At 48.4% G+C, this 24,021-nt stretch carries 20 protein-coding genes and 1 pseudogene; 10 read left to right on the top strand and 11 right to left on the bottom strand.

Translation table 11 applies throughout. The features are described 5' to 3' along the window. Nucleotides 1–7: 7 nt before the first annotated feature. The 5 genes from IPL71_RS23880 to IPL71_RS23860 all read right to left on the bottom strand — a co-directional run bounded on the left by IPL71_RS23880 (nt 8) and on the right by IPL71_RS23860 (nt 5,241). Nucleotides 8–2,008 (bottom strand): ArnT family glycosyltransferase, encoded by a 2,001-nt coding sequence (locus IPL71_RS23880; protein WP_345326000.1) that lies wholly within the window; start codon nt 2,006–2,008, stop codon nt 8–10. Nucleotides 2,009–2,196: 188 nt separating this feature from the next. After that, nucleotides 2,197–2,577, bottom strand: coding sequence for a phage holin family protein (locus IPL71_RS23875; protein WP_345325998.1), 381 nt, complete (start codon nt 2,575–2,577; stop codon nt 2,197–2,199). 33 nt (nt 2,578–2,610) lie between these two features. Further along, entirely contained in the window at nt 2,611–3,585 is a 975-nt protein-coding gene (locus IPL71_RS23870) for a GNAT family N-acetyltransferase (protein WP_345325996.1), read from the bottom strand. 266 nt (nt 3,586–3,851) lie between these two features. Further along, nucleotides 3,852–4,253 (bottom strand): hypothetical protein, encoded by a 402-nt coding sequence (locus IPL71_RS23865; protein WP_345325995.1) that lies wholly within the window; start codon nt 4,251–4,253, stop codon nt 3,852–3,854. 49 nt (nt 4,254–4,302) lie between these two features. Further along, nucleotides 4,303–5,241 carry a DUF6263 family protein gene (locus tag IPL71_RS23860; RefSeq protein ID WP_345325994.1) on the bottom strand — a complete coding sequence of 313 codons (939 nt, stop codon included), beginning with the start codon at nt 5,239–5,241 and terminating at the stop codon, nt 4,303–4,305. A 532-nt stretch (nt 5,242–5,773) separates the two neighbouring features. Here IPL71_RS23860 and IPL71_RS23855 point away from each other — a divergent pair. From IPL71_RS23855 to IPL71_RS23840, 4 genes are all read left to right on the top strand, one after another. Then, nucleotides 5,774–8,239: an ATP-dependent Clp protease ATP-binding subunit gene (locus IPL71_RS23855; RefSeq protein ID WP_345326336.1), complete on the top strand. Its 2,466-nt coding sequence runs from the start codon at nt 5,774–5,776 to the stop codon at nt 8,237–8,239. A 190-nt stretch (nt 8,240–8,429) separates the two neighbouring features. Beyond that, nucleotides 8,430–10,460, top strand: coding sequence for a hypothetical protein (locus IPL71_RS23850; RefSeq protein ID WP_345325992.1), 2,031 nt, complete (start codon nt 8,430–8,432; stop codon nt 10,458–10,460). A 66-nt stretch (nt 10,461–10,526) separates the two neighbouring features. Continuing rightward, entirely contained in the window at nt 10,527–10,850 is a 324-nt protein-coding gene (locus tag IPL71_RS23845; protein ID WP_345325990.1) for a cupin domain-containing protein, read from the top strand. 110 nt (nt 10,851–10,960) lie between these two features. Continuing rightward, nucleotides 10,961–14,170: a substrate-binding domain-containing protein gene (locus tag IPL71_RS23840; RefSeq protein ID WP_345325988.1), complete on the top strand. Its 3,210-nt coding sequence runs from the start codon at nt 10,961–10,963 to the stop codon at nt 14,168–14,170. Between the two features lie 53 nt (nt 14,171–14,223). On the opposite strand, the gene IPL71_RS23835 is transcribed toward IPL71_RS23840, so the two are convergent. The 5 genes from IPL71_RS23835 to IPL71_RS23815 form a co-directional block, all read right to left on the bottom strand. After that, nucleotides 14,224–14,958 (bottom strand): hypothetical protein, encoded by a 735-nt coding sequence (locus IPL71_RS23835; RefSeq protein WP_345325986.1) that lies wholly within the window; start codon nt 14,956–14,958, stop codon nt 14,224–14,226. 23 nt (nt 14,959–14,981) lie between these two features. Beyond that, nucleotides 14,982–16,313: a glycosyltransferase family protein gene (locus IPL71_RS23830; RefSeq protein WP_345325984.1), complete on the bottom strand. Its 1,332-nt coding sequence runs from the start codon at nt 16,311–16,313 to the stop codon at nt 14,982–14,984. A gap of 141 nt (nt 16,314–16,454) precedes the next feature. Further along, nucleotides 16,455–17,381 (bottom strand): methyltransferase domain-containing protein, encoded by a 927-nt coding sequence (locus IPL71_RS23825; RefSeq protein ID WP_345325981.1) that lies wholly within the window; start codon nt 17,379–17,381, stop codon nt 16,455–16,457. A 108-nt stretch (nt 17,382–17,489) separates the two neighbouring features. Next, nucleotides 17,490–18,791: a UDP-glucose dehydrogenase family protein gene (locus IPL71_RS23820; RefSeq protein ID WP_345326335.1), complete on the bottom strand. Its 1,302-nt coding sequence runs from the start codon at nt 18,789–18,791 to the stop codon at nt 17,490–17,492. A 40-nt stretch (nt 18,792–18,831) separates the two neighbouring features. Continuing rightward, complete coding sequence (locus IPL71_RS23815; protein WP_345325979.1) at nt 18,832–19,206, bottom strand: response regulator; 375 nt, start codon at nt 19,204–19,206, stop codon at nt 18,832–18,834. Nucleotides 19,207–19,263: 57 nt separating this feature from the next. Between IPL71_RS23815 and IPL71_RS23810 the strand changes: the two genes are divergently transcribed. From IPL71_RS23810 to IPL71_RS26310, 3 genes and pseudogenes are all read left to right on the top strand, one after another. Continuing rightward, complete coding sequence (locus IPL71_RS23810; RefSeq protein WP_345325977.1) at nt 19,264–19,512, top strand: glycosyltransferase family protein; 249 nt, start codon at nt 19,264–19,266, stop codon at nt 19,510–19,512. Continuing rightward, nucleotides 19,470–19,772 (top strand): annotated as a pseudogene (locus IPL71_RS26315) (glycosyltransferase); the annotation flags it as partial. The gene IPL71_RS23810 and the pseudogene IPL71_RS26315, both read left to right, overlap by 43 nt. Further along, nucleotides 19,753–20,430, top strand: coding sequence for a glycosyltransferase (locus IPL71_RS26310; protein ID WP_514130857.1), 678 nt, complete (start codon nt 19,753–19,755; stop codon nt 20,428–20,430). The pseudogene IPL71_RS26315 and the gene IPL71_RS26310, both read left to right, overlap by 20 nt. A gap of 3 nt (nt 20,431–20,433) precedes the next feature. Here IPL71_RS26310 and IPL71_RS23795 read toward each other — a convergent pair whose 3' ends face one another. After that, nucleotides 20,434–20,652, bottom strand: coding sequence for a YtxH domain-containing protein (locus tag IPL71_RS23795; protein ID WP_345325973.1), 219 nt, complete (start codon nt 20,650–20,652; stop codon nt 20,434–20,436). Nucleotides 20,653–21,153: 501 nt separating this feature from the next. On the opposite strand from IPL71_RS23795, the gene panB reads away from it, so the two are divergent. The 3 genes from panB (at nt 21,154) to IPL71_RS23780 (ending at nt 23,976) form a co-directional block, all read left to right on the top strand. Further along, on the top strand, nt 21,154–22,035 hold the full coding sequence (panB, locus tag IPL71_RS23790; RefSeq protein ID WP_345325972.1) for a 3-methyl-2-oxobutanoate hydroxymethyltransferase: 882 nt from the start codon (nt 21,154–21,156) through the stop codon (nt 22,033–22,035). Between the two features lie 5 nt (nt 22,036–22,040). Continuing rightward, nucleotides 22,041–22,949 (top strand): ketopantoate reductase family protein, encoded by a 909-nt coding sequence (locus IPL71_RS23785; protein ID WP_345325971.1) that lies wholly within the window; start codon nt 22,041–22,043, stop codon nt 22,947–22,949. A 121-nt stretch (nt 22,950–23,070) separates the two neighbouring features. Beyond that, a complete protein-coding gene (locus IPL71_RS23780) occupies nt 23,071–23,976 on the top strand; it encodes a zinc ribbon domain-containing protein (protein ID WP_345325969.1) in 906 nt (301 codons plus the stop codon). The last annotated feature ends 45 nt before the right edge of the window (nt 23,977–24,021 follow it).

Raw genomic sequence — 24,021 nt, 5'->3', positions numbered from 1 at the left:
TGTTCAATTAAGGCGCCGGGGATAAAGGGCAATCTCGGTTGTTTGTGGATAGTTTTCTTAAAAACCAGTCTGCGCCCAGATATTTATCGGAGGGTAAAGCGCAGGGGTATCCATTTGCATATAATAAAAACTGGGCATCGTCTGGGATGGGCTGTAGTCCTTTGTGAAATGAATTGATCGAAATAATGGTTCTGCCAAGATATTTTCCGAACAGCGGATATTCAAATGTGTTTGGATATAGGAACGCAGCCACTTTTGCGTCCGCAGGAACCAGAAATTCAAACACTACAACAGGTTGGTAGTATCTGGGATTGCCCAGCGTAATTTGTTCAATTCGATCCATTTGAAAAATGGATTTATATTCCACTTTTCCCGGGTTGATTTCTGAAACAAATATTATTTTTTGTTCCGTGGCGGCTAGTGCGGAGATGCAGCCCGCCAGGACAATTGCCGTGAGATACACTTGAATTGCCCGATTTTTAGATTTAAGAAAAATTCCAGCAAGGGGTGCCGCAAATATGGCGCATATTGTGAAATACCTGCCGCCTGCTGCATTATAGGGTCCGCTATATGCCTGAATAATGGAGAAAAATACGACGGCAAGGGAGAGTAGAAAAAAATCAGGATGTCTAATGATTCGTGATAGGGATAAAAATACTATGATCCATAGAAATCCGAAACCAAAAATTCCCCAATACTTCCCCTGTGGAAGCCTGTCATATTTAAAGGGCGCAAAACTTGTTGCTTCTGCAGTCTCCAGATTGACGTTCAATGCGGATAATATTTGCTGTGGAATAAAACGTAAAACATATTGAGCCTGATTTACAGAAGTTATCGGAGGGAGCCCATCCAATGAAAGAAAATCGAAACCATAGCGAAGAATGTTATATGTGCCGCCGCGCAATATATAGCTTATGGATTTTCCGGTGAAGGAATGCATACTGCTGACATCCTCGCTGCCGGCTGGATTTCCAAATAAACGATAATTTTCAATGTAGCCGGCAGGGACGGTAAAGAGGAAAAATGCCAGGATAACAGATGCGCCAAAAATTGAAAGGTTCCTTAGCCAGACTGCCGGTTTGCCATCGGCTCGAGTTACAGCCAGTGCAATTAGTAGAATGGAAGGTATGATGAGAAATGAAGAAGCCTTTGTGCCGCATGCAAGACCAATACCCAGAGCAGAACATAAAAGATATTTCCAGTTTCTTGTTTCTCTGAATGCAAACAGAAAATAGGTTGTCGTGGCAAAATAGGCGGCGATGACCAGATCATTTTGTGTGGTTGTAGCCTGCATGATCGAATCGATCAGCAATGAGCCAATCAGGGCCGAGAAATACGCCTGTATCTGGTCGAGTCCGATTTTTCTTGTGATGCCGTAAATGCCAAAAGCCACAACCCAACAGGAAAAATATTGGACCAGTTGCATTAACTTTTCATTATGACCAAACGTCAGAAATGTGTATAACAAAAGCAGGGTGGAATTTTTAGGGTGTATGATTTGAGCCCAGTAATTCGCTTCAAAATAATTTAAGTTGTTTTGTTGAAGATAATGAGCCATTCTGGGGAGGTGATAGGTCAGGCTATCCCATTCATGCGGGGGGAGGGTTATTGCCAGTAATAAATTTGTTACGCCAATGACCAGTGTGGTAAGGGTTAAAAGCAACAGGATCCCCTTAATATAAGACGGATGGTTTTTCAGCGCGGCGGCGTATTCCTGTTTTATTGCGCCTATCGCAAGCGCAGGACGTCTGTGGAATGAGGTGAGGTCAACCTTCAAAAAGAGTGCAATGAGAAAGATGGCGGCGGCACTGACTGCGCCGATGCCGCCCCAAAAGGATAGATTACTTAAGTGATTGAGGGCGGAAAGTGCATATCCCCATGCAATGATACATGCGCTGGAAATGCAAAAAAAAGCCAGCACGGCTTCCACGATGCCTGATGGTTTGATGATGCGCAAGAGGAGATAACTACAGAGTAGTAATGTGATGAGCGCAAAAACTTTATCCATTAATACTCCTCACTTTGAATTGGGATGGTGTTTTCTTTATCGTCAACGGACCGGTTTTTTATTGCCCGCATTTATCTCCCGCCTGATTTTTGTAATACAAAATTAATTGGGGTTGCATATTAAATGTTATTAGCAATAAAAGAGGTTTGGCAAATTATAATGCCAAACCTCTTTTATCTTTTATTTTTTTATTCTCTTTTTCTACCCTTTAACTCATCGCGGAAGATGATGCTCATCACCACGCTGACCAGGCTGATGACCAGGCTTCCCAACAACGCCTGCCAGAAGCCGTCTACACTGAGGCCGAAGCCGAGCGACTGTCCGATCTTGCTGGTGAGCATCAGCATACCCGTGTTGATGACGAGGGTGAATAACCCCAGGGTGAGGATGATCAAAGGGCAGGTGAGAAATTTTAGTAATGGACGCACAAGCGCGTTCAACAAGCCAAAGATGAGTGCCAGCCATAAGACATCAACCCAGGTGCCGCGTAATGCAATGCCCGGCACAACCAGAACTGCCACATACAAAGCGACCGCGTTGATCGCCCAACGAATAATAAATTTTGTCATTTGTACTCCTTTTTTTTAAATACGCAAAAACAATTATGAAGTTGCCTGCATCCAGATCAATGTGCGCAGTGATTTGAATCCTGCGGCTTGAATTGCGCCGTCAAATTCTCCGGATGGAAATTCGAGCGCAAGGGTTGGGAATGAATTGGATAAGTCGCGGCGGGCTTGAATTAATAGCGCAGTTAACGCTTCAGGGTCTGACCTTTCGCCTGTTGCGGCGAAAAGAGATTCGCCACGCCCGTAGGGGATCCACGCCAGTGCGGCTTGCATTTGGTTGTTTCTGGCTGCCGCCCATTGACGGATATTGATATCCACGAAGAGTAGATATAGCCAGTTCCAAAAACCGGGCCGAAGGGAGGTAAAGCTCCAGTTGCGGTGCCAGGCCAAACGTTCGGGGTAGATGCGCGAAAGCCAGTTGAGTTGAATCTGCCAATCGTTTGGATGTCGGCCTGTGAGGACAATGTCGGTTTGCGGCATTGTGGCGTGAGAGTCGGTATTTGCCTGCCATGAGGTGCGGCGGGCGCGTTCGATAAATCCGAGTTTGGTGTAGAGGTCTATTGCGCCCGGGTTATCTTCACGGACGTGCAGCCAGATGTTGTTTACTTTTTTTTCGTGGGCGTGATGCATGGCGCGTTCGGTAAGGGCGCGCGCGATTCCTTTGCGGCGATGATCGGGATGCACGGCGATGTTTGCAATAAGATAGATGCGCTGTTTGTTGTGCTTAAATGGGACGAGGCTGGCGTTGCCGATGATCTTGCTGTTTTCCTCCCAAACGTATCCGCTTAGGGGCAGTGACGTGGTTTCGGCGGCGCGGTTGGTCCATTTGATAAATGAGTTGTCGTTTCCTGCGCGGCGCATATCTTGCACGTACCGCCGGCCCTCATTATCCATGGTGCTGGAGAAACAGGTTTCAATCAGGTCTGCGACGGCGGGCAGGTCACGTAAAATATTAAGTGGACGCAGGTTGGGGTGTGCCTCTGCGCGCGCGGGGATGGTAATGGATGCCATTGAAGATATTATAGCCCTTGTTTTATCGTTGAAAACGATATTCGACTTCTTGCAAAGTAACACGCTGTAAACCACAAAAAACTATACCCGGCCTCTCCCTCGTTTCACAATGAATTTGCAAGAGGTCAGTATCAATTATTTCTCACCGTAGAGTCGCAGAGTTCACACACCTGTTCTGGCGGGCGGTGCCAGGGGAAGCGTATGAATTCTGCGGTAAATATTCCTTATCCAGACGTTCTCTGTATTTACACTGTGTATCTCTTGTTCTAACTATCCGGGAAGGTAAGTCCATTTCCATAGACAAAACGAATAAGTTGACCATGATGCTGGATTTCGTGTTCAAGGAGGTTGAACGCAAATTCGATTTGTGCGTCAGTCAAAGTAGTGAAATCAATTTTTCTCATTTGCTTATGTGTTGCTTCCAGAGCGGTGAGCACAGATTGCTTAACGCGCGGTGTTGACAGGTTGCACGAGAATCCTTTCCAACTGCTCATCTCAATTGCTTTGGTGTAACTTTCACGAGCACCGACAATGCACCACAATTGACCCGCGATTCGGTTGGATGGCAGATTTGGTAGATCCAGGTTCAAGGAAGTTTCGTCAAGATGTATTACAAGATCATGCGTTAACTTAAATGCCCGATCCAATTTTTCTTTTAATTGCTGCATCACGTTTATCTCCATGATCCTGCTGTTTTATTCTGAGGCTGTATGAGAGTTATTGACCAATCATTTCCACAGTGACATGGCTGGTAATGGACATGGGAACCAATATCTCCTGATCGTTGATGATCATGGTCATGTCGCCTGCTATGGCCTGGTCGATGGTCGAGTTTACAGACCAGCCGGTTTTTGTGTCCACGGTGATGGTGCCTTCTTGAGTGCCAGACAGATTGTAGCGCACCTTGTAGGGTCCCAGATTCGTTTCGGCGCCTTCTGCGTCCTGGCTGATGACTGAAACCACGTTGACAGTTGCCAGCTCGTTTTCGTAGGATATCAGTGTGTAAGTGGTTTCCACATTAACCGGCACAAGGCTGGAGGAAGACACGGTGGAAGTCCAACTGTCGCCGATTTCGATTGGTTCATCTGGAAAATTGATGACCATGTTACCGGCCTGTTCCTTAAGAGAATCGGTGCTGTATTTTTCCTTGAACTGCTGTTCCATTTGAGCGATCAACTGCTCGTCAGTGACGCCAACCTCTTTCAGAATATCTGAGATCATTGTGTCGATACCGGTCACTTCCAGCACTTCGCCATCGGGGGACATTTTCATTGAATATCCTTTTCCGACCAGCACTTTGAAGCCGGTTACCAGCGGATTGTCTTCGTTCGTGGGGTTGCGTGAATCATATACAACATTTCCCATGTCGCTCTTTTGATCCAGTTGCACCCACTCATACTTCACATCGACCCAGGTGTTGCCGGCTTCGTCGGCTTCGCGGGCGGTTAACGAAAAACCGAAACCAAGCTTTTGGTTAATGGTCGAATCCTGACCGGAAACGGTCTGCTTGATTTCCTGATCCATGATGATGTTGATGTGATAGACATCACCCACTTTAGGCGCGAACTTCATGTTGAGCCGGGAATCCACGGTACAGGAAACCAGTCCCAACAGCAGGAGCAGGGCGATCATCAGATTTAATATTCTTTTATTCATTTGTAACCTCCACTTTTATATTATTTTCAAATCTGCTGTACTCAAAGGTTAAAGTACAGCGGCTTGGATTGACAGAAATTAAACACCTATTATTTTTTGTGGCTTTGCGTGGGTTTTACAGGTTGTTCTCACCCCAACCCGGGGCCTTAAAGAACATATCTAAAAAATATCAGCCTGCGTTTTTCTCAAAAACTTCAATTAACTTATGAATGGGGACACGGGAACGGTAAGTTTCATTTCAGATTTCATCCCATGAATTTACCTGATATAAAAAATGGATGATTGTTCGGGGCACGCACAAAATAACCGCCCTATATCAACCAACTATACGCCTCCGCTTTGATTTTGACAATATTTTCCCTCTCCCAAAATCTAACATACCTCTTACACCCCACATACAGCCCGCCAATCCGGCTTTTGTTATAATGCTTTTCATAGTATGAGACCTGATAGGTCTCCATCAGAAACTGACAGCCCACCCGGTTCTCTTGAGACCTGTCAGGTCTGAATGGAGAAAGGATAAATTCCCATGATGAGATTTGACCGATTTACAGAAAGAGCGCAGGAGGCTGCGCAGCGTGCGGCTGAGATCATTCAGCGCTACGGCCATAACCAAATTGATACCGAGCACATTCTGCTGGCGCTTATCGAACAGCCGGGCGGAGTCATTCCCCAAATCCTTGAAAAACTGAGTGTCAGCGCCGAAGCTCTGACCGAAAGACTGGATGCCACTTTGCGCGCCAGCCCGAAGGCGAATATTTTCGGCGGCGGCGCGGGGCAGATATTTATCACGCCTCGTGTCAAGCGGATCATTGATCTGGCCAACGAGGAAGCAAATCGTCTGAAAGATGAGTACATCTCCACCGAGCACATTTTTCTTGCGATTCTGACAGAGCGCAATACACCCGCAGCCCGTATTCTCGAAAGCGCCGGCCTGACCCGCGACCGTGTCTATGATTCAATTCAAGACCTGCGCGGCGGACAGCGAGTCACTGACCCGCAAGCCGAGACAAAATACCGCACGCTTGAAAAATATTCTCGAGACTTAACCCAGCTCGCCCGTGAGGGAAAGCTCGATCCGGTCATTGGCCGCGATAAGGAAATTCTGCGAGTCATCCAGATTCTTTCGCGCCGCACCAAGAACAATCCCGTTTTGATCGGTGAAGCGGGCGTGGGCAAAACTGCCATTGCCGAAGGACTCGCACAGAAGATCGCCAACAATGACGTGCCTGAAATTCTTTCAGGCAAAAAAGTGGTGGCGCTTGATCTCGGTGCCATGATCGCCGGTTCGCGCTTCAGAGGTGAATTTGAAGAACGTCTCAAGGCCGTGATGGATGAAGTGCAGCGTGCTAAAGGTGATGTGATCCTGATGATCGATGAACTGCATACAGTTGTCGGCGCAGGCGCAGCGCAAGGTGCGATGGATGCGAGTAACATGCTCAAACCGGCGCTCGCGCGCGGTGAGTTGCAATGCATCGGCGCCACTACGCTGGATGAATTCCATAAACATATTGAAAAAGATGCCGCGCTTGAAAGACGCTTCGCGCCCATTCATGTAGATGAACCAAGTGTTGAAGATACGATCAAGATGCTGCACGGCTTGCGTGACCGTTACGAAGCGCATCACAAAGTCCATTTTTCTGATGAGGCTTTAACCGCCGCTGCGCGTTTGGCTGACCGCTATGTGACAGATCGTCACTTGCCTGATAAAGCGATTGATCTAATTGATGAAGCCGCTGCCAAGGTGCGTGTGGCTTTGTATTCCATGCCTCCTGACCTTAAGGGCATGAAAACCGATGTGGACCGTTTGCGTGCCGAAGAAGAGCAGGCCGGTTTGGAACGTGATTATGAACGCGCTGCTCAAAAGAAAGCCGAACGTTTGCGCCTTGAAACTGAATACATTGAAAAGCGCGAAAAATGGGAAACTGAACATCAACTTGATGAAGTGGTTGATGTTGATGATATTGCTTCGGTCGTGCATCAGTGGACGGGCATTCCGGTTAATCAAATGCTTGAAACCGAATCAGAAAAATTACTGCACATGGAAGCGCGTTTACATGAGCGCATCATTGGTCAGGAAGAAGCCATTCATGCCATCTCTGATGCCATTCGCCGCGCACGCTCCGGGCTGAAAGATCCGTCCCGGCCGATCGGCTCCTTTATTTTTATTGGCCCTTCTGGGGTGGGAAAGACCGAGCTGGCAAAAGCGCTCGCCTGGTTCATGTTTGATGACGAAGATGCGCTCGTCCGCATTGATATGTCTGAATATCGTGAACAGCATACGGTCAGCCGTTTGTTCGGCGCGCCTCCCGGATATGTTGGTTATGAAGAAGGCGGCCAGTTGACAGAAGCCGTACGCCGCCGTCCGTATCGCGTTGTGTTGTTTGATGAAATCGAAAAGGCACATCCTGAAGTGTGGAATGCCTTGCTGCAAATTTTGGATGACGGCCGCCTGACAGATGGTCAGGGCAAAGTTGTGGATTTCCGTAACACGGTTCTGATCATGACCTCGAACCTGGGCACTGAATATGTGACAAAAGGCGGCACCCTCGGCTTTTTCACCCAAAAATCAAACGACGATGAACGCGCCATGCACGATAAGATCGAGAAGGCGCTTAAGGGTGCGTTCCGCCCTGAGTTTCTCAATCGCGTGGATGAAACCGTCATGTTCTCGCCGCTCACCATTGAACAAATGGAAGAGATCGTGGTATTGCAAATGAAGGAAGTACAAGACCGTTTGAACGAACATGACATTACAGTTCAACTCAGCGATGCCGCCCGTAATTGGCTTGCCAAGGAAGGCTTTGATCCCGCCTTCGGTGCGCGCCCATTACGCCGCGCGATCCAGAAATATGTCGAGAGTCCGCTTTCAGTGGAGTTGCTTGGCGGTAAATTCAAGGATGGCGTGATGGTGCTGGTGGATGTGAAGGATAATAAGATCACATTCCAGACCGAAGCCGCACCCGTGAAAAAATCCAAACAAAAAGTGGAAGCGTAAGTAAGTGATAAGAGTGAGAAGTAAAAAGTAAGAAGTGAAAAGGCGAAAGGCGGTGTAAACCTCTTTCGCCTTTTATTTATCCTTCATCCTTCCTCATTCATCCTTGTACCTTCCCTCCCCGTAATTTCCTAATCCGCTTTTTAGTTATGAGCGGTATGATGATGCAATCTTTTAACGCCAGAGGAGAAACATGATAGAAAATAATGAAGTCATAAATAATGAGCCGGAAAAAAGATCAGGCTCAACGGCCATTATCATCGGCATCGTGGTGGTCTTGTGCTGTATCTGTGTGCTTGTAGGCGGAATGGGCGGCTATATATACTATACATTTAATCAAATTTCTTCCACGGGTTTTCCTACACTCCCGTCAGTTGATAACACCACCCCAACGGAAGCGCCGGAAGTTATCCGCCCGCCTGTTGATTCGATTTCCACTGAAACGCTTGATATTCTGGAAAGTTCAATTGTTCCGCCGAATGAGCCGAAGGAACTGGCTTGTCGTTTGGATAAAATTTGTGACATCCCCGATGTGATGGCTACATCGGCTTTGCCGCGTGTGGTAGGGGATACCGATAATTTTTGGGTGACAGATGTCGGCACGAACGAAAACACAGAAATAAGTGCAACTCTGCGTTATGTTACACCGCATGTCTATTTCTGGGTGCAGGACGGCGTCACGTATGATGACGGCGAAATGAAGGCCTTGATGGATGCCTTCGAGAATAAAATATATCCCACCAACCGTGAATTCTTCGGTAGTGAATGGTCCCCCGGCATTGATGGCGATGAGCATATCTATATTTTATATTCCCGTGGACTCGGATCCTCCATTGCCGGATATTTCTCATCGGCTGATTCTGTGCATCCATTGGTTCACGAGTTTTCCAATGCGCACGAAATGTTCCTGTTCAATGCCGATAACACCTTTCTTGGTGAAGAGTTTACCTATGGCGTGTTGGCCCATGAATTCCAGCACATGATCCATTGGAATCAGGACCTCAATGAAACCTCATGGTTGAACGAAGGTTCTTCAGAATTGGCCGCCTTCCTTAATGGATATGACCCAGGCGGTTTTGACTGGTTGTATATCAACGAGCCTGACTTGCAGCTAAACGACTGGCCCAACGATCAGGACGCGACCACCCCGCATTATGGCGCGGGCTTCCTGTTCATGACTTACTTCCTCGACCGCTTTGGCGAAGAAGCGACTCAAGCGCTTGTTAAAGATACCGCCAATGGATTGGACAGCGTTGAAGATGTTTTGCGTGAAATTAACGCCACGGATCCTGCCACGGGACAGCCGATCAGCGCCGATGACTTTTTCATGGATTGGGCAGTTACCAACTTTACGCTCGATGCCTCCGTGGGTGATGGACGATATATCTATACCAACTATCCGGGTGCAAACCGCGCATCTGCAACTGAAACCATTTACAGCTGCCCGCAGTCTTCGTTGACTCGTGATGTGCATCAATACGGCGTAGATTACATTGCGATTGAATGTGAAGGCGATTACACGCTTTCCTTCACCGGCTCCACGGTCACCGGGCTTTTGCCTGCCGACCCGTACTCTGGCGAGTACGCTTTCTGGTCGAATAAAGGCGATGAATCAGATATGACCCTGACTCGTGAATTTGATTTCACCAATGTCAGCGGTCCGATTGAGTTGTCCTACCGCACCTGGTACGATATCGAAACCGATTGGGATTATCTCTATCTTGAAGTTTCGGAAGACGGCGAAACCTGGCAGATCATCACCACGCCTTCAGGCACCGCCACCGACCCATCGGGCAACTCTTATGGCTGGGGCTACACCGGCGTAACGAATGACTGGATCGAAGAGAAGGTTGATTTCTCGCAGTTCGCCGGCAAGAAGATTTCTGTCCGCTTTGAGTATGTGACAGATGCCGCGGTCAATGGCGAAGGCTTGTTGCTGGATGATGTCAAAGTGGACGCAGCAGGCTACAGTTCAGATTTTGAAGCGGACGATGGCGGATGGATCGCCGAAGGATTCGTACGAGTCCAAAACGTTCTTCCCCAGACGTTTGGCCTGGCTCTGATCAAGACCAGTGACTCAAGCGTGACGATGATCCCGGTCAATGCAGATCAAACTGCAGAGATCTCAATTTCATTGAAGCCTGGCGAAAAAATATATTTGGTAGTATCCGGTACAACACGCTTTACCCGCGAACTCGGTTCATATCAGATCGAAATTAAATAGTGTATTTGCACATCCGAAGTCTTTGAAATTAAAAAGACTTCGGATGTGCAATATAGGAGGCATTTCATGTCCACTGCACTTAAATCTCAGATATTGAGTTTTTCAAAAATGGCAGAATATCAGGAATCCGCAGTTGTCAGCCGCCAGATCACCAAAACAGACGGGGGAAACGTGACTTTATTTGCCTTTGATAAGGATCAGGGCTTGAGTGAGCATACTGCTCCCTTTGACGCGCTGGTGCAGATCCTTGAAGGTGAAGCGCAGATCACCATTTCAGGGAAACCATTTGAATTAAAAGAAGGCGAGGCAATAATTATGCCAGCCAATGAACCGCACGCTTTGAAGGCGGTACAAAGATTTAAAATGCTCCTGACCATGCTGCGCGCGTGATCTGAATTTTTCCGTCCGCCGCATCGATATAAAAATATTGTGGCAACTTCATTTCTTTTTTAAATTGCCAATCCCGATTTTTGCTTCCTGACTTATAATTTCAAATTATTATGACAATCTTGCCGAAACCCTCCGACAGTGGACGAAAGACAATTGCGGTGCTTGGCGCACAATTAAGCCGTGTTTGGGGTGCAGAGTTTATGGCGGGTGTTTTGGATTCAGCCAAAGCCCACGACATGAATTTGGTTTATTTTGTGGGCGGCAAGCCGGTTGCAATTGCCGCTCCAGAACAGAGCGGGCGGTCTTACGGACTCTATGACCTGATCAAGCCCGGTCAATTTGATGGGATTTTACTCGCCGCAGATATGGGGCATATCGCCTCTGCGGACGATATAAAGAATTTTTGCCGTGTATTTGCGCCCACGCCGATTGCATCCTTTGCAGTACAGGCGCAGGGCGTATCTTCTTTTATTGCTGATAATGACGGCGGAATGCGCGCTGTGATCCGCCACTTGATCGAAGTACATGGCTATAAACGCATTGCCTTTATTCGCGGCAGACAGGGTGAATTGGAAGCAGACTTGCGTTTCAATGCTTATAAAGAAGAACTAAAGGCGCATGATATCCGCTTTGAAGAACAACTTGTCGTGGAAGGTGACTACAGCCCTGAAAGCGGACGTGCCGCAGCGCGCGTTTTGCTGGATGATCGTGGTATGCGGGTGCAGGCGATTGCCGCATCCAATGACCGCATGGCGTTTGGCGCATTGGAAGTGCTACAGCAGCGCGGTATTCAGGTTCCAGATGGTGTTGCGGTAACAGGCTTTGATGATGTCACTGAATCGCAATCCATGGGCGTGCCGTTAACAACAGTCCGCCAGTCTTTTTATGATGCAGGTCGGAAAACATTTGAGTCGTTGGTGAAGCGCATAAATGGCGAAACTGTGGAAGATGTCACTGTTTTGCCGACGCAATTGGTAATCCGCTGGTCTTGTGGATGTTTGCCGGAAAGCGTACAGCGGGCAGTTGTGCTTCCCAAAGAAGTGGCTCATACCGGCCGGCTGGAAAACAAACGTGAAGCCGCGATCCGTGCTTTGTTTGGGGCAGCAGGTATTTCAGAGATGGATCCGTTAAAGGATCAATATCGTGATGTCTTTGGCCGCACCTGGGACATATTTCTGGCGAGTTTGCGTGAGACCGATCAAAGCGAAGCCTTCCTGAAGATGGTGTTGTCTTCGGTGGAAGTGTTACAGCGTTATGGATATGATTCCACGACATGGCATAACATGATCTCCACCTTCAGGCGTTATGCGCTGGGCGGCATTTCGAGCAATACCACCATGTTACGCGCTGAGAATCTTTTTCAGCAGGCGCGTATGCTGGTCGGTGAATTATCCCAACGGGCACAGGCGTTTCGACGATTGCAGTTTGAACAGCAGGAAGAAGCGTTGGGGAATTTTGGATTTTCCATGGCTCCGGCCATGACATTTGATGAGATCGGCGACGCCATTTCGAGACATTTTCCCGCGCTTGGTTTGGAACGCTGGTATGTCATGTTCTATAGCGATGTAAGCGCCCCGGGTTCCATCTCCTCTCCGCCTGAAAGTTATCGTTTGCTTTTGCAGTACGATCAGAATAAATTTCAAATCCCGCATGAAAAATCAGCCATCGCCACGGGACGTTTGGTGCCGCGCGGCAAAACCCCCGAAGATCATCGTTATACTGCTTTGGTCATGCCATTGGCATTGGCGAGTAATCGTTTCGGATTTATGTGGACGGAGATGGGTCCCACCGATTGGGATGTATATGTCCGTTTGAAGAATTTGCTTTCCAGCGCGTTGTTGCGGACGATGCTTGTGCAGCAGCGTGAGCAGGCACAAAAGGAAGTGGAACGGCTGTTGAGTGAGGCCCGTGAACGGGCGGTGGAACTTGCCCGGGCTCGTGATGTGGCGGAAAAAGCCGCAGTGCAGAATGCAAAACTTTTTGAGACCGAGCAGGATCGGCGTCGAGGGGTGGAAGCGTTGGCGCGTTCGTCGCGACAATTGTCATCGCTGACAACTGTCGATAAATTGCCGCAGCAGATCCTTGAACAGTTACTGCATGTTCTACCGTATGATTGCGGAATTTTATTCATGGAAGATGTGAATAGTGTGCCGCGTATTCGTGCTCATCGCGGTCTGCCGGAGAATACAGATGTGTCGGGCTTCCGGTTGAAGATCAACGGTGCAGATTTTTATGAGTCTGTTGTGCGAAAAGGTGAAATGCTGTTGATCGGCGATGTGGATGCGGTTAAGAATTGGGTACAGCCAGATTGGCTGCCGCATCATCGTTCATGGCTGGGCGTGCCGTTGTATGCGAAAGATAATGTGATTGGCTTGCTGGCCTTGAGCCGCTCAAAGGGGTCATTTAATGGCGACGATGGTTTGATGGCCGCCACTTTTGCCATGCAGGCCACCGTTGCGTTGGAGAATGCGCGTTTGTATGATGAAGTGACGGGCATCAATCAAATGATGGAGCGCATGGTTTCCCAGCGCGTGGAAGAATTAAATAATACATATCAAACGCTTGCCCAGCACGATAAAAATAAATCCGCGTTCATTCAGGTTGCCGCGCATGAATTGCGTACGCCGTTGACCGTGATCAAGGGCTATTTGGGAATGCTGCAGGCTGATCAGAATATCCAAAATAACACCATCTTGCTGCAGGCCATTGACGGCGTTTTACAGGGCACAAACCGTTTGCATCAGATCGTAAATAGTATGCTGGATGTGGCGCGCCTTGACAGTCAGGCGATCAATCCGCGGGTTGAGCCGGTAAATTTGAATTTGATCCTGCGGCTTGTTAATAAGGATTATACGAATGATCTGACGAACCGAAACCTGATCTTCAACCTGGAAGAGTCAACCCGGAATATTCCTCCTGTGCTGGCAGATCCGGAACTGCTGAAGAAAGCCATCGATCATGTGATCGTTAATTCCATCAAGTTTACGCCGGATGGCGGCTCGATCACCATCTCTGCTGATGTGGTGGAGGATGCTCGTTTGGGCAGATGCGCAGAACTTCGTATTAAAGATACAGGCATCGGAATCGATTCTGAACATCACAAAATTATTTTTGAGAAACTGTATCAGTTGGGAACGGTGGAGTTGCACTCGTCCAGCCGTACGAATTACAAGGGCGGCGGAGCAGGTCTTGGGCTGGCGATTGCATCGGGCATTATCAAAGCCATGCAGGGCAGTATCTGGGTGGAAAGCCCGGGCCATGATGAAGAGAAATTCCCCGGGAGTACGTTCTTCATCCGTCTTCCACTTTTGAAGGAGTAAATAAAAAAGGCATTCTCTTTATAAAGAGAATGCCTTTTTTATTCTGAGAGGTTCTACTCATCCCCATTGTTTTTGTGGTCTGAGTTTCCGTTTTTTGAAAACATATCGTCAATTTGATCGCGGATGGGCGAGAAAATTCCTATATGCATCAGCATTAGCGCGGAGATGGAAATCATCACAATGAAAATGGTCAGGTCACCCAATACCCGTTGACCGTCTGTGCCGGCTGCGAAGACATAGCGATAGACGATCACGAACAGGTGAACCACGCTGATGATCAGCAGCGGAATGGCAAAGGGGCGCAGGTCGTGGCCTTCGATCAGCAGATGCAGGAAGAAAAGCACGATCAACCCGCCGAGCAGAATGATCAGATACGCCCAGAAATGCATTCCATCATAGATCTGCATATAGAGTTTTTGGATTACCTTAATGTAAAGCAGCCCCACGGCAACGATACATGCCCAGGCATATATTTTGATGATGATGTGATACACCAGATTCCCGAAGCCGCGAATACTGACCAGTCCGATGCCCCAGCCGAAGAGAAAGGCAAATCCGAGTACGACGATCTTAACCAGTATACCGTCCATGCCGGCAGCAAGACCGTCGTTGAATACATCAATGATGAGTCTGGTCGCGCCCAGCATGGATACAGTCAACGCGGCCAGGCTGACGAACATGGTTGCGATGCTGAGCATACCGCGTGTATCAACACGGTTATGAGGCGGTTCGTTTTTCTTCTCAAAAAATGGAGGAATCTTGGGGAGCGGAGCTTTGGGTGTGGTCATATTTTTCAGCCTGGCGATGCTTCTTATTGTACTTCAATGGGATTAAAGATGTTTTTCATGGCCGCCGGATCGATTTCAGCCTGCGGTCGATTCTGGATGCGCTGAAAAATAAAATTTCGTAAAAGGAAAATAAAGAGGATCAAAAGGAACGGATCAACTGTAAACCGAAAGCGGTTATTCTCTCCGATGTCCATCAGATTCCCGACCAGCGTTACAAAAAAAATATTATACGCCATGAAGAATACAAGCATGGTTTCCGGCGCGGCCATTTGACTGCGTTTTTTCCAGAGAAAATTGACACTGCCAGCAGCGTTGATCAGAAAAACGATGACAATACCCCAGCCGATATGTTCCCCTGAAATGGTTGAGTTGCGTTCTACAGAAGTTTCGTCAGTCTGCCACTGCCCATAAAAAATCCGATTCCACCACAGGTCAAAAGTTTGAATATATTTCCGGTTGTCACCGATCAGCTCAAAATCACTGGGGGAATGAAAATAAATATACACGGCCTGTCCAATGGAGCGTAAATAGGAATCTGGCCTGACTCGAATGATGTATAACGCATCGCGCAGGTAGTATTTTGACGCTTCAACGTAAACTAGATGATGATGGTTTCGACCGCCGAGAGATGTATCCGGTTCATCCAGGACGGGAATGCCCGTCAGCGGCGTATCCGGCAAAAGTTTCAAATAAGCCGAAGGATTGCGGAATGGGAGAATTAAGGCAAATTTCGATAGCTCTCCCGCTTTGACCATGCCAGCCCGTTCCTTTTCTGATATGCGGAACGTGGCAACCTTTGAGAGATTCATCCCCGCCCATGAACTGGCGCTAAATTCTCCGACGATCAAGAAGTTTTTCGCATACCAGGCGGTTACCAAAAGTATCGGAATCAATGCGGCAAAAACTATTTTTTTGCGTTCAGGAAATACGATCAATAATATGGCGCCGAAACCGAGCATCCATATCAGGTGAAACAGGCTCCACGTTAATGAGATGGCGCTCAACAGTGCGAAAAATAACAACCCCCAAAAAATCTTTTTGGTGACGATAAATTGATACAGGCAGATGCCTGCCAATGTTAACATCATGGTCAACGGGTAGGCATACATCAGCCAGTGTTCATACAAAACTGTCCCCGGGCTGACGATGAACCACGCCGCTGCCATTGCCGAAAGCCAGTTTGGGAAATGCAAAGAAACGCCCAGAAAATAAATGGACGTTCCCAGCATCATTCCGGCTATAAAATACAGGATATGAAAAACTTCGTAGAGTCGGCAGGGAATATTTGCAGCACGATCCCGGTCAACAGATTTATCAACGGCGGCTGACTGTGCAGATAAAAAACACTGCGCCATAGGTCGGTTCGCAGCAACACCGGATCAATAAACTGCCAGTACCCGAGATAGGTATCTCCCGTAAATCGAATCCCCGCCTGGTCATAGAAAACTCTTGAAACGATAAAAATAATCCACACCCCCAACAGCGGAAAAAGAGTCCTATACTTTTTCTCGAAAATCATAAATGCCCTCACGCACTGCCCATTTTGCCTGACAGTTTGGACAATACACATGATCTTTTTTCTCTTCCATTTTTTCGTTTCCACAAGCTGGACATTTAAACAGCTCGATCACACGGACCGGGAAGCTGCTCATTGTTTCTGAATCTTTTTCATCCACTCTGGCTTTTACGAACACACTCGGTGTAAATTGCCACAGCGTGCCTGTCGGCTGGAACAGCCCATCCAGTGCAGCCAGCCATTTGGCTGGGATGATGCGTTTCAGCAAGCCAAGCCGGAAGTGTGAAACGGTGCGAGTCTTCTCGATCGAAAAGCCCAATTTTCCCAGCCAATTACGAATCGCTCTAGGGTGGAAGTCAAAATTCAACTTCACGAATTCCACAGGCTCCAGCGTAAATGGATTCCAATCCTGCTTGCCGAGCCAGTAACGCAAAATGGATTTTAGATTCAGCTTGTTTGCATATTCAAGAATGAAGATCGCATTGGAGCGCAAAACGCCGCGGATCTGGCTCAGCGCTTTGGGTGCATCTGCCATGTGATGCAGGGCGCGGATCATCGTAGCCGCATCAAATTGACGGTCACGGAAGGGGAGGCGATAAATATCCGCAGCCACATAAATGTATTTGGGCATCACCCCCAGCGGGTCGGAGCGTCCCAGTTTTTCCTGCGCCTGCGCCAGCTGCGTGGTCGAGTAATCCAAAACAACAATGTGTTCAAAGCCTGCATAACGCGGCGTATTGCGGCCTGCGCCTGCGCCAAGTTCAAGCATCAGTTTGCCGCTTGCGGGCAGCAGTTTTTTTAGAGCAATGGCTTCGGCGCGGTCTTCATATTCGCGCCCGCCCTGCTCCCAAAAGGATTGCTGATAGTCGGAGCCTTCATAATTACAAACAGGAGGAGTATTAGTCATAGCTCAGAAGTTTAGTAGTTTTTTTGTTTTTGGTCAAATACACAAATAGTCGGATGACCCAAAAACGGCCATCCGACTATTCAACGATCAAATTATCAAACGAACGAACTATCTTCCCACAGCGCGGTAGGAAAAGCCAAGTTCTTTCATTACTTTTGGATCATAAATATTGCGTCCGTCGTAAATGACCGGGGATTTGAGCAGACCTTTTACTTTGGCAAGATCCAACTGCTTGAACTCATTCCATTCGGTAATGACCATTAATGCGTCACAACCCTGGGTCATTTCATAGACATCCTTGAACATTTTTACATCTGGCAGCAACGGACGTGCCACTTCCATCGCGACAGGATCGTAGACGCGCACGATCGCGCCCGCTTCGATCAAAGCTTTGGAAATATCAATCGAAGGCGCATCGCGCATATCATCTGTGTTGGGTTTGAAGGCCAGTCCTAACAAGCCGATGGTCTTGCCTTTCAAATTGCCGCCCACCATTTTTTCAACGTGTTTCACTGCGACGGTGCGGCGTTCGTAATTGACTTCCATCACATCATTCAAAATGCGCGGATTCAGTCCCTTTTCCTTGGCCATGAAAGCCAGCGCTTCCACATCCTTGGGGAAGCATGAGCCGCCCCAGCCGAGACCGGCGTCCAAAAAGTGACGGCCAATGCGCGCGTCGTAGCCCATGCCCGCGGCCACTTCCTTCACATCCGCGCCGACGTGCTCGCACAGATCGGCCAGTTCGTTCATGAAGGAAATTTTTGTAGCCAGGAAGGCATTGCTGGCATACTTGATCATTTCAGCAGTGCGCAGATCTGTAATGACGATCGGCGCGCGCAAGGGTAAATGCAAATGCGCCACTTTGTTCGCGGCGTCTTTATCCATTGAGCCGATCACTGTGCGGTGCGGGCTCATGAAGTCGCCGATGGCTGAACCTTCACGCAAAAATTCCGGGCAGGAGACCACGGCAAAGTCGACTGGCTTGGGCTGCGCACCCTTCACAATATCAGCAACCCAGTCACCGGTCCCGATCGGAACCGTGGACTTATTAATGATCACCAGCGGTGTGGTCATATTTTCCGCGATTGATTTTGCAGCGGCGGCCACATATTGCAAGTCCGCTTCGCCGCTTTCGCCCGAAGGCGTGCCGACTGCGATAAATGCATATTCCGCATCTTTTAGCGCTTCTTTATAGGAGGTTGTGAAAGTGATGCGCCCCGCATTCACATTGCGTTTCACCAGTTCATCGAGCCCTGGTTCGTAAATGGGCATAATGCCCTTTTTGAGATTCTCCACGCGTTGTTCGTTCACATCCAACGCAGTGACGCGGTTTCCGAGATCGGAGAAGCAAGCCGCAGTGACAAGGCCGACGTATCCCACGCCGACAACACAAATTTGTTTCATGGCAATTCCTTTTATTGAGTTTTTTTGTGAGTTGAATAAACCTAAATTAGCGCCTGTTTATCCAATGATCCACGCTTTTCACGAGGTCTTCCAGATCCATGGGTTTCGTAATGTATTCATCAGAACCGGCATCCATCGCACGTTGACGGTCACCGGGCAGCGCATGTGCGGTTAAGGTCAGCAGGGGGATGAAGCTTGTGCGTTCATCTTTTTTGATTAAGCCGATCGCAGTCCAACCATCCATTTCAGGCATTGAAAGATCCATAATGATCAGGTCAGGGATTTGCTTAATGGCTGCGTTCACCCCGTCGCGTCCGTTCACCGCAAGAAAAGTATCGTACCCATTTTTCTCAAGAATGAAGCGTACAAGCTCGTAGGTATCCATGTTGTCTTCAACGACGAGTATGCGCTTTTTGTTCATGTCCGTTAATATACTACGTCTCACGCTTACGGGCAATGAGTATAATCACTATTAATCATGAAAATCCTCTTTGTGGCTGATGGCCGTTCTCCCATATCTCAAAACTGGATTCGTTACTTCGCACAGCGCGGCGACGAAGTTTATCTCGCTTCTACTTTTGCCTGTGATGTGGATTTTCCGGTTAAGCGGCTGGTTTTTACACCTGTGGCTTTTAGCGCCGTTAAGAAGCAGACGACAACCCAGGCAGCGCATCAGCCCAAACGTTGGGACTGCGTACCCTTATCAGACAGTGGCTCGGCCCGTTGACTATTCCCCGCTCCGCGCAAAAGTTAAGTGAGTTCATTCAAGAAGTGCAGCCAGATATTGTACATGCTTTGCGTGTGCCGTATGAAGGCATGCTCACGGCGCAAGCCTACCAAAAACTAAGCGGCACGAAACCACCATTTCTCGCGTCGATCTGGGGCAATGACTTTACTCTGCATGCGCCCTCCACGCCGTTGATGAGCTATTACACACGCTTGACGATGAAAACCGTCACTGCGCTGCATGCCGACTGTGAACGCGATATCCGCCTTGCGCACGAATGGGGATTCAGCGGAGATAAACTCACGTTGGTCACACCCGGTAACGGCGGAGTCAGAAGCGATGTTTTTTATCCCAATCCAGAACCTGCAAAAAATCCGGTCATCATTAATCCGCGCGGATTCCGTGCCTATGTGCGCAATGAGGAATTTTTCAAAGCGATTCCGCTGGTGCTCGCAAAACGCGCCGACGCAAAATTTATCTGCTCTTCGATGGCAGGCGTGGCGCAGGCTATTCAATGGACAAAAGAGTTGGGCATTGAAGATGCGGTTCAATTCAAACCCCCAGCTTTCACACGCGCAAATGGCAGATGTTTTCCGCAGCGCGCAGATCGTGGTCTCGCCTGCCATTCACGATGGCACGCCAAATTCACTGCTCGAAGGCATGGCCTGCGGATGTTTCCCGATTGCGGGCGATCTTGAATCCATCCGCGAGTGGATCACGCATGGGCAAAACGGTTTGCTGGTGAATCCCAATGATCCGCAAGCCATTGCCGATGCGATTCTGCTTGCTCTCGAAAACAAAGACCTGCGACGAAATGCCGCAGGCCTGAATACAAATATGATCTCTACTCGCGCAGAGTATGGAATGAATATGAAAAAGGTGGCAGGGTTTTACGAATCCCTGCTCCCTATTCCCTAATCTTTACATTTCCTTCGGCGCACGCAATGATTCCAAACGTCCGCGCAACTCGATGCGGCGTGAATCTGCGGCGTGACGGATATCGTTCGCAAATCCCTGACCACGGTCACGCAGTTGGGCGCGTAAACTCTCGCCTGATTCTGGCGCCATGAGCAACGCCACCGTGGAACCGACCAACGCGCCAACCAAAATCCCAATTAGAAAACCAAACATTCTTCGCATGTGAATTTCTCCTTTACGGAAATATAATAGTTTTTTGATGTGCTATAAAAATATTATACTGCTTATTAAGTCAACCAGACTTCCAAAGTCTGTATTGAGGACTTTAACCTAACTCGGACAAGCCGAAAAGATTTAACCACGAAGGACACAAAGTACACGAAGTAGTACGAATAAAAAAATAAAGGTTTTCCCTTTGTGACCTTCGTGTCCTTTGTGTTTAAAATATCCTTGTTTTCCCAAAGCGGCAAGGATTTAACTTTCAGGGTTCTAAAAGCCTCTAAAAAGACTTCGGAAGTCTTCATCATTTTTGTAAGAAACCCTTTTTAGTCATAGTCTAATATTATGTAAGGCAATGGCAGAAAATATCATTTTGTGTCATAATCGCTTTCCCGCGCGTATCCGTATGAACGCGACGGAGTTAATCCAACCAAACCGAAAGCGCGTGCATATCAGGGGAGCAGCACGCAACCCGGACTCTACCTTTATTGGAGGGTACCACCCATGTCTACAGTTACACCTGTCTCAACCACCCCGTCACAACGCAAGAAGGTGACCACGCTCACGTTCCGTCAGAAGAAGGAACGCGGCGAAGCGATCACCATGTTAACCGCTTATGACTATCCCACCGCGATGGCGATGGACAAGGCGGGCATTGATTCCATTCTCGTCGGTGATTCGCTGGCGATGGTGGTGCTCGGCTATGAAACCACACTGCCGGTCACCATGGAAGAGATGCTGCATCACGCGCGCGCAGTTTCACGCGGAACGAAAAGCGCCATGTTAATTGGCGATATGCCTTTTATGTCTTATCAAGTTTCCGTTGAAGAAGCTGTGCGCAATGCGGGACGCTTTCTACAACAAGCCGGCATGGACGCGGTCAAACTCGAAGGCGGACGAGAACGCGCCGATGCTGTGCGCGCGATTGTGAACGCCGGCATTCCCGTTGTGGGGCATCTCGGACTCACGCCGCAATCTGTGCATCAGCTTGGTGGATTCCGCGCGCAGGGCAAAACCGCTTTGGCGGCGAAACGTCTGCTGGAAGATGCGCACATTCTTGAAGAAGCGGGATGTTTCAGCCTTGTGCTTGAATCCATTCCGGCGCGTTTGGCTGAAATGATCTCCAAACAAATTTCCATTCCAACCATCGGTATTGGCGCAGGTGCAGGTTGTGACGGGCAGGTGCTCGTCACGCATGATCTGCTCGGTCTCTTTGAACGTTTCACGCCGAAGTTCGTCAAGCAATATGCAAATTTCCATGCCGAGATGAACAAGGCTTTTACCGATTATATTGATGACGTTGAATCAAAACGTTTTCCTGCTGTTGAACATACGGTTGAAATGACAGACGACGAATGGAATGAGTTTGTAAAAAGCGAGAAATAAAAGTGATGAAAAACGATATTCTTCTTGTAGGTACAGGCGCGTTGGCTACTTTATTCGCAACACGATTAAGCGAAGCGGGACATTCCGTTTCGATGCTTGGCACGTGGAAAAAAGGACTGGCTGAATTACAGCAACACGGTGCACGCATTGTAGATGCAAATGGAAACGAACGCGCATATCCAGTCTATGCGACAGATGATCCGCATGAAGTGCGTGGTGCAAAAGTTGCCCTCGTGTTGGTCAAATCGTGGCAGACAGAGCGTGCGGCGCGACAGTTAAAAGAATCGCTTGCCAGTGATGGACTCGCAGTCACATTACAAAATGGGATTGGAAATAAAGAAACGCTCATGCGTGACCTGGGAACTGCCCGGGTTTCATTGGGCATTACCACCACTGGGGCAACTCTGCTTGGCCCGGGCTTGGTGAGAGCAGGCGGGGATGGCGTAATCTCCCTTGAGCAGAATCAGGCTCTCGGTCCGCTTGAAGCGGCTCTTCGTTCATCCAACTTTAATTTGCAGATCGTGGACAATGCCCAGTCACTCATTTGGGGTAAGTTAGTCATCAATGCCGCCATCAACCCGTTGACTGCGTTGCTGCAAGTTTCAAATGGCGAATTATTGTCGCGCCCGAATGTGCGCAAAATGATGGGAGCGCTGGCGCGTGAAACTGCGGAAGTGGCTGCGGCGGAACATGTACATCTTCCATTTAGTAATCCCGTTTCGGCGGTGGAAGATGTGGCCAGAAAAACTGCATCGAATCATTCATCCATGTTTCAGGATGTGCGCCGCGGCGCACCGACAGAGATCGATGCCATCTGCGGTGCAGTGACCCGTAGAGCGGCCGCTCATGGAATTTCTGTGCCGTATAACCGTGCCTGTTGGCAACTGGTGCGCGGCGTTGTTTCAAATAATTAAAAAATCGAAAAAGACAAAATGGGTGACATTCTTCCAGTATAGATCGTGTACTTAATGTGTTTCCGTCATTTTAGGCGCATGGTAAGATAAATAAAAACTTTTATGGTTCTGGAGGTTGTTCATGCGTAAATTTTTTTTGATGTTCATTTTGGTGATGATGCTCGTATTTCCGACTCTTGCATCTGCACAAGCTGATGTTACTTTGTCGAATGTGAGTGTGCAGTTATGGCCTGAATACGACCAGCCGAGCATGTTGGTCATCGTGGATTTTCAGGTAGCAACTGGCACTGTGCTGCCTGTTGACCTTGTCTTTCGCCTTCCGCAGGATGCAAACTTGATCGCGGTTGCATCCTATACGGCGGATGGAAGTTTAATGAACGCGGTGTTTGATGGCCCGGTTGTGGTGGGAGACGGGCAGTCGTTTACAGTTACCGCAACTGAAAATACAGTTTATCGGTTTGAATATTATCAGCCGCTTACGTTTAACGGTGAACAACGGCTGTTCTCTTATTTATGGGACGGTGATTACACGGTGAATGAATTTTCAATCCGCGTGTTGGAGCCTGTGGATATAACTTCACTCAGCACGATCCCCGAGTTGAGTTCCATTTCCCAGGAAAATGGCTTGAAATATTTTGATGGGGAAAACGTAAAACTTGCCAGCGGTGAACAATTCACTTTAAGTCTTGAATATAAAAAAACGTCAAACACGTTGATCGCATCTTCGCAGGGTGTGCAGCCTGTTGCACCCGTGGATGCGAGCACGACCGGGCGGGTCTCTTTGAATAATTATCTGCCGTATGTGATCGGCGGTTTGGGTGTGATCATGATCGTCGGTGGGCTTGTTTATTACTGGCAGTCGGGAAAGAGAAATGGCGGAAAAAAATCCCGCCGTAGACAGAGCGTAAACACGGAGCAGGAAGAAGCTCAAAGCGATGTTTATTGTGCTCAATGCGGCACGCGCGCACATGGCGGGGATCGCTTCTGCCGTACCTGTGGTTCACGTATCAGACAGCAGGAAGAGTAGTAAAGACTAAAACGAATTTTATGATCCCGCAGGTTGTTGACAACC

Origin of the sequence: Candidatus Villigracilis proximus, from assembly GCF_016717045.1 — a bacterium.
GTDB classification, from domain to species: Bacteria; Chloroflexota; Anaerolineae; order Anaerolineales; family Villigracilaceae; genus Villigracilis; species Villigracilis proximus.
Note: the sequence above shows the minus strand (reverse complement) of the source record. Positions and strands in the feature narration are given on the sequence as shown.

What these genes read in the sequence shown, in the direction of transcription:
- IPL71_RS23810 (WP_345325977.1), top strand. Translation starts at nt 19,264, where the DNA reads ATGAAAATCCTCTTTGTGGCTGATGGCCGTTCTCCCATATCTCAAAAC.
- IPL71_RS23875 (WP_345325998.1), bottom strand. Translation starts at nt 2,577, where the DNA reads ATGACAAAATTTATTATTCGTTGGGCGATCAACGCGGTCGCTTTGTAT.
- IPL71_RS23780 (WP_345325969.1), top strand. Translation starts at nt 23,071, where the DNA reads ATGCGTAAATTTTTTTTGATGTTCATTTTGGTGATGATGCTCGTATTT.
- IPL71_RS26310 (WP_514130857.1), top strand. Translation starts at nt 19,753, where the DNA reads ATGCCGACTGTGAACGCGATATCCGCCTTGCGCACGAATGGGGATTCA.
- IPL71_RS23825 (WP_345325981.1), bottom strand. Translation starts at nt 17,381, where the DNA reads ATGACTAATACTCCTCCTGTTTGTAATTATGAAGGCTCCGACTATCAG.
- IPL71_RS23845 (WP_345325990.1), top strand. Translation starts at nt 10,527, where the DNA reads ATGTCCACTGCACTTAAATCTCAGATATTGAGTTTTTCAAAAATGGCA.
- IPL71_RS23815 (WP_345325979.1), bottom strand. Translation starts at nt 19,206, where the DNA reads ATGAACAAAAAGCGCATACTCGTCGTTGAAGACAACATGGATACCTAC.
- IPL71_RS23795 (WP_345325973.1), bottom strand. Translation starts at nt 20,652, where the DNA reads ATGCGAAGAATGTTTGGTTTTCTAATTGGGATTTTGGTTGGCGCGTTG.
- IPL71_RS23865 (WP_345325995.1), bottom strand. Translation starts at nt 4,253, where the DNA reads ATGCAGCAATTAAAAGAAAAATTGGATCGGGCATTTAAGTTAACGCAT.
- IPL71_RS23830 (WP_345325984.1), bottom strand. Translation starts at nt 16,313, where the DNA reads ATGGCGCAGTGTTTTTTATCTGCACAGTCAGCCGCCGTTGATAAATCT.
- IPL71_RS23870 (WP_345325996.1), bottom strand. Translation starts at nt 3,585, where the DNA reads ATGGCATCCATTACCATCCCCGCGCGCGCAGAGGCACACCCCAACCTG.
- panB (WP_345325972.1), top strand. Translation starts at nt 21,154, where the DNA reads ATGTCTACAGTTACACCTGTCTCAACCACCCCGTCACAACGCAAGAAG.
- IPL71_RS23835 (WP_345325986.1), bottom strand. Translation starts at nt 14,958, where the DNA reads ATGACCACACCCAAAGCTCCGCTCCCCAAGATTCCTCCATTTTTTGAG.
- IPL71_RS23880 (WP_345326000.1), bottom strand. Translation starts at nt 2,008, where the DNA reads ATGGATAAAGTTTTTGCGCTCATCACATTACTACTCTGTAGTTATCTC.
- IPL71_RS23785 (WP_345325971.1), top strand. Translation starts at nt 22,041, where the DNA reads ATGAAAAACGATATTCTTCTTGTAGGTACAGGCGCGTTGGCTACTTTA.
- IPL71_RS23860 (WP_345325994.1), bottom strand. Translation starts at nt 5,241, where the DNA reads ATGAATAAAAGAATATTAAATCTGATGATCGCCCTGCTCCTGCTGTTG.
- IPL71_RS23850 (WP_345325992.1), top strand. Translation starts at nt 8,430, where the DNA reads ATGATAGAAAATAATGAAGTCATAAATAATGAGCCGGAAAAAAGATCA.
- IPL71_RS23855 (WP_345326336.1), top strand. Translation starts at nt 5,774, where the DNA reads ATGAGATTTGACCGATTTACAGAAAGAGCGCAGGAGGCTGCGCAGCGT.
- IPL71_RS23840 (WP_345325988.1), top strand. Translation starts at nt 10,961, where the DNA reads ATGACAATCTTGCCGAAACCCTCCGACAGTGGACGAAAGACAATTGCG.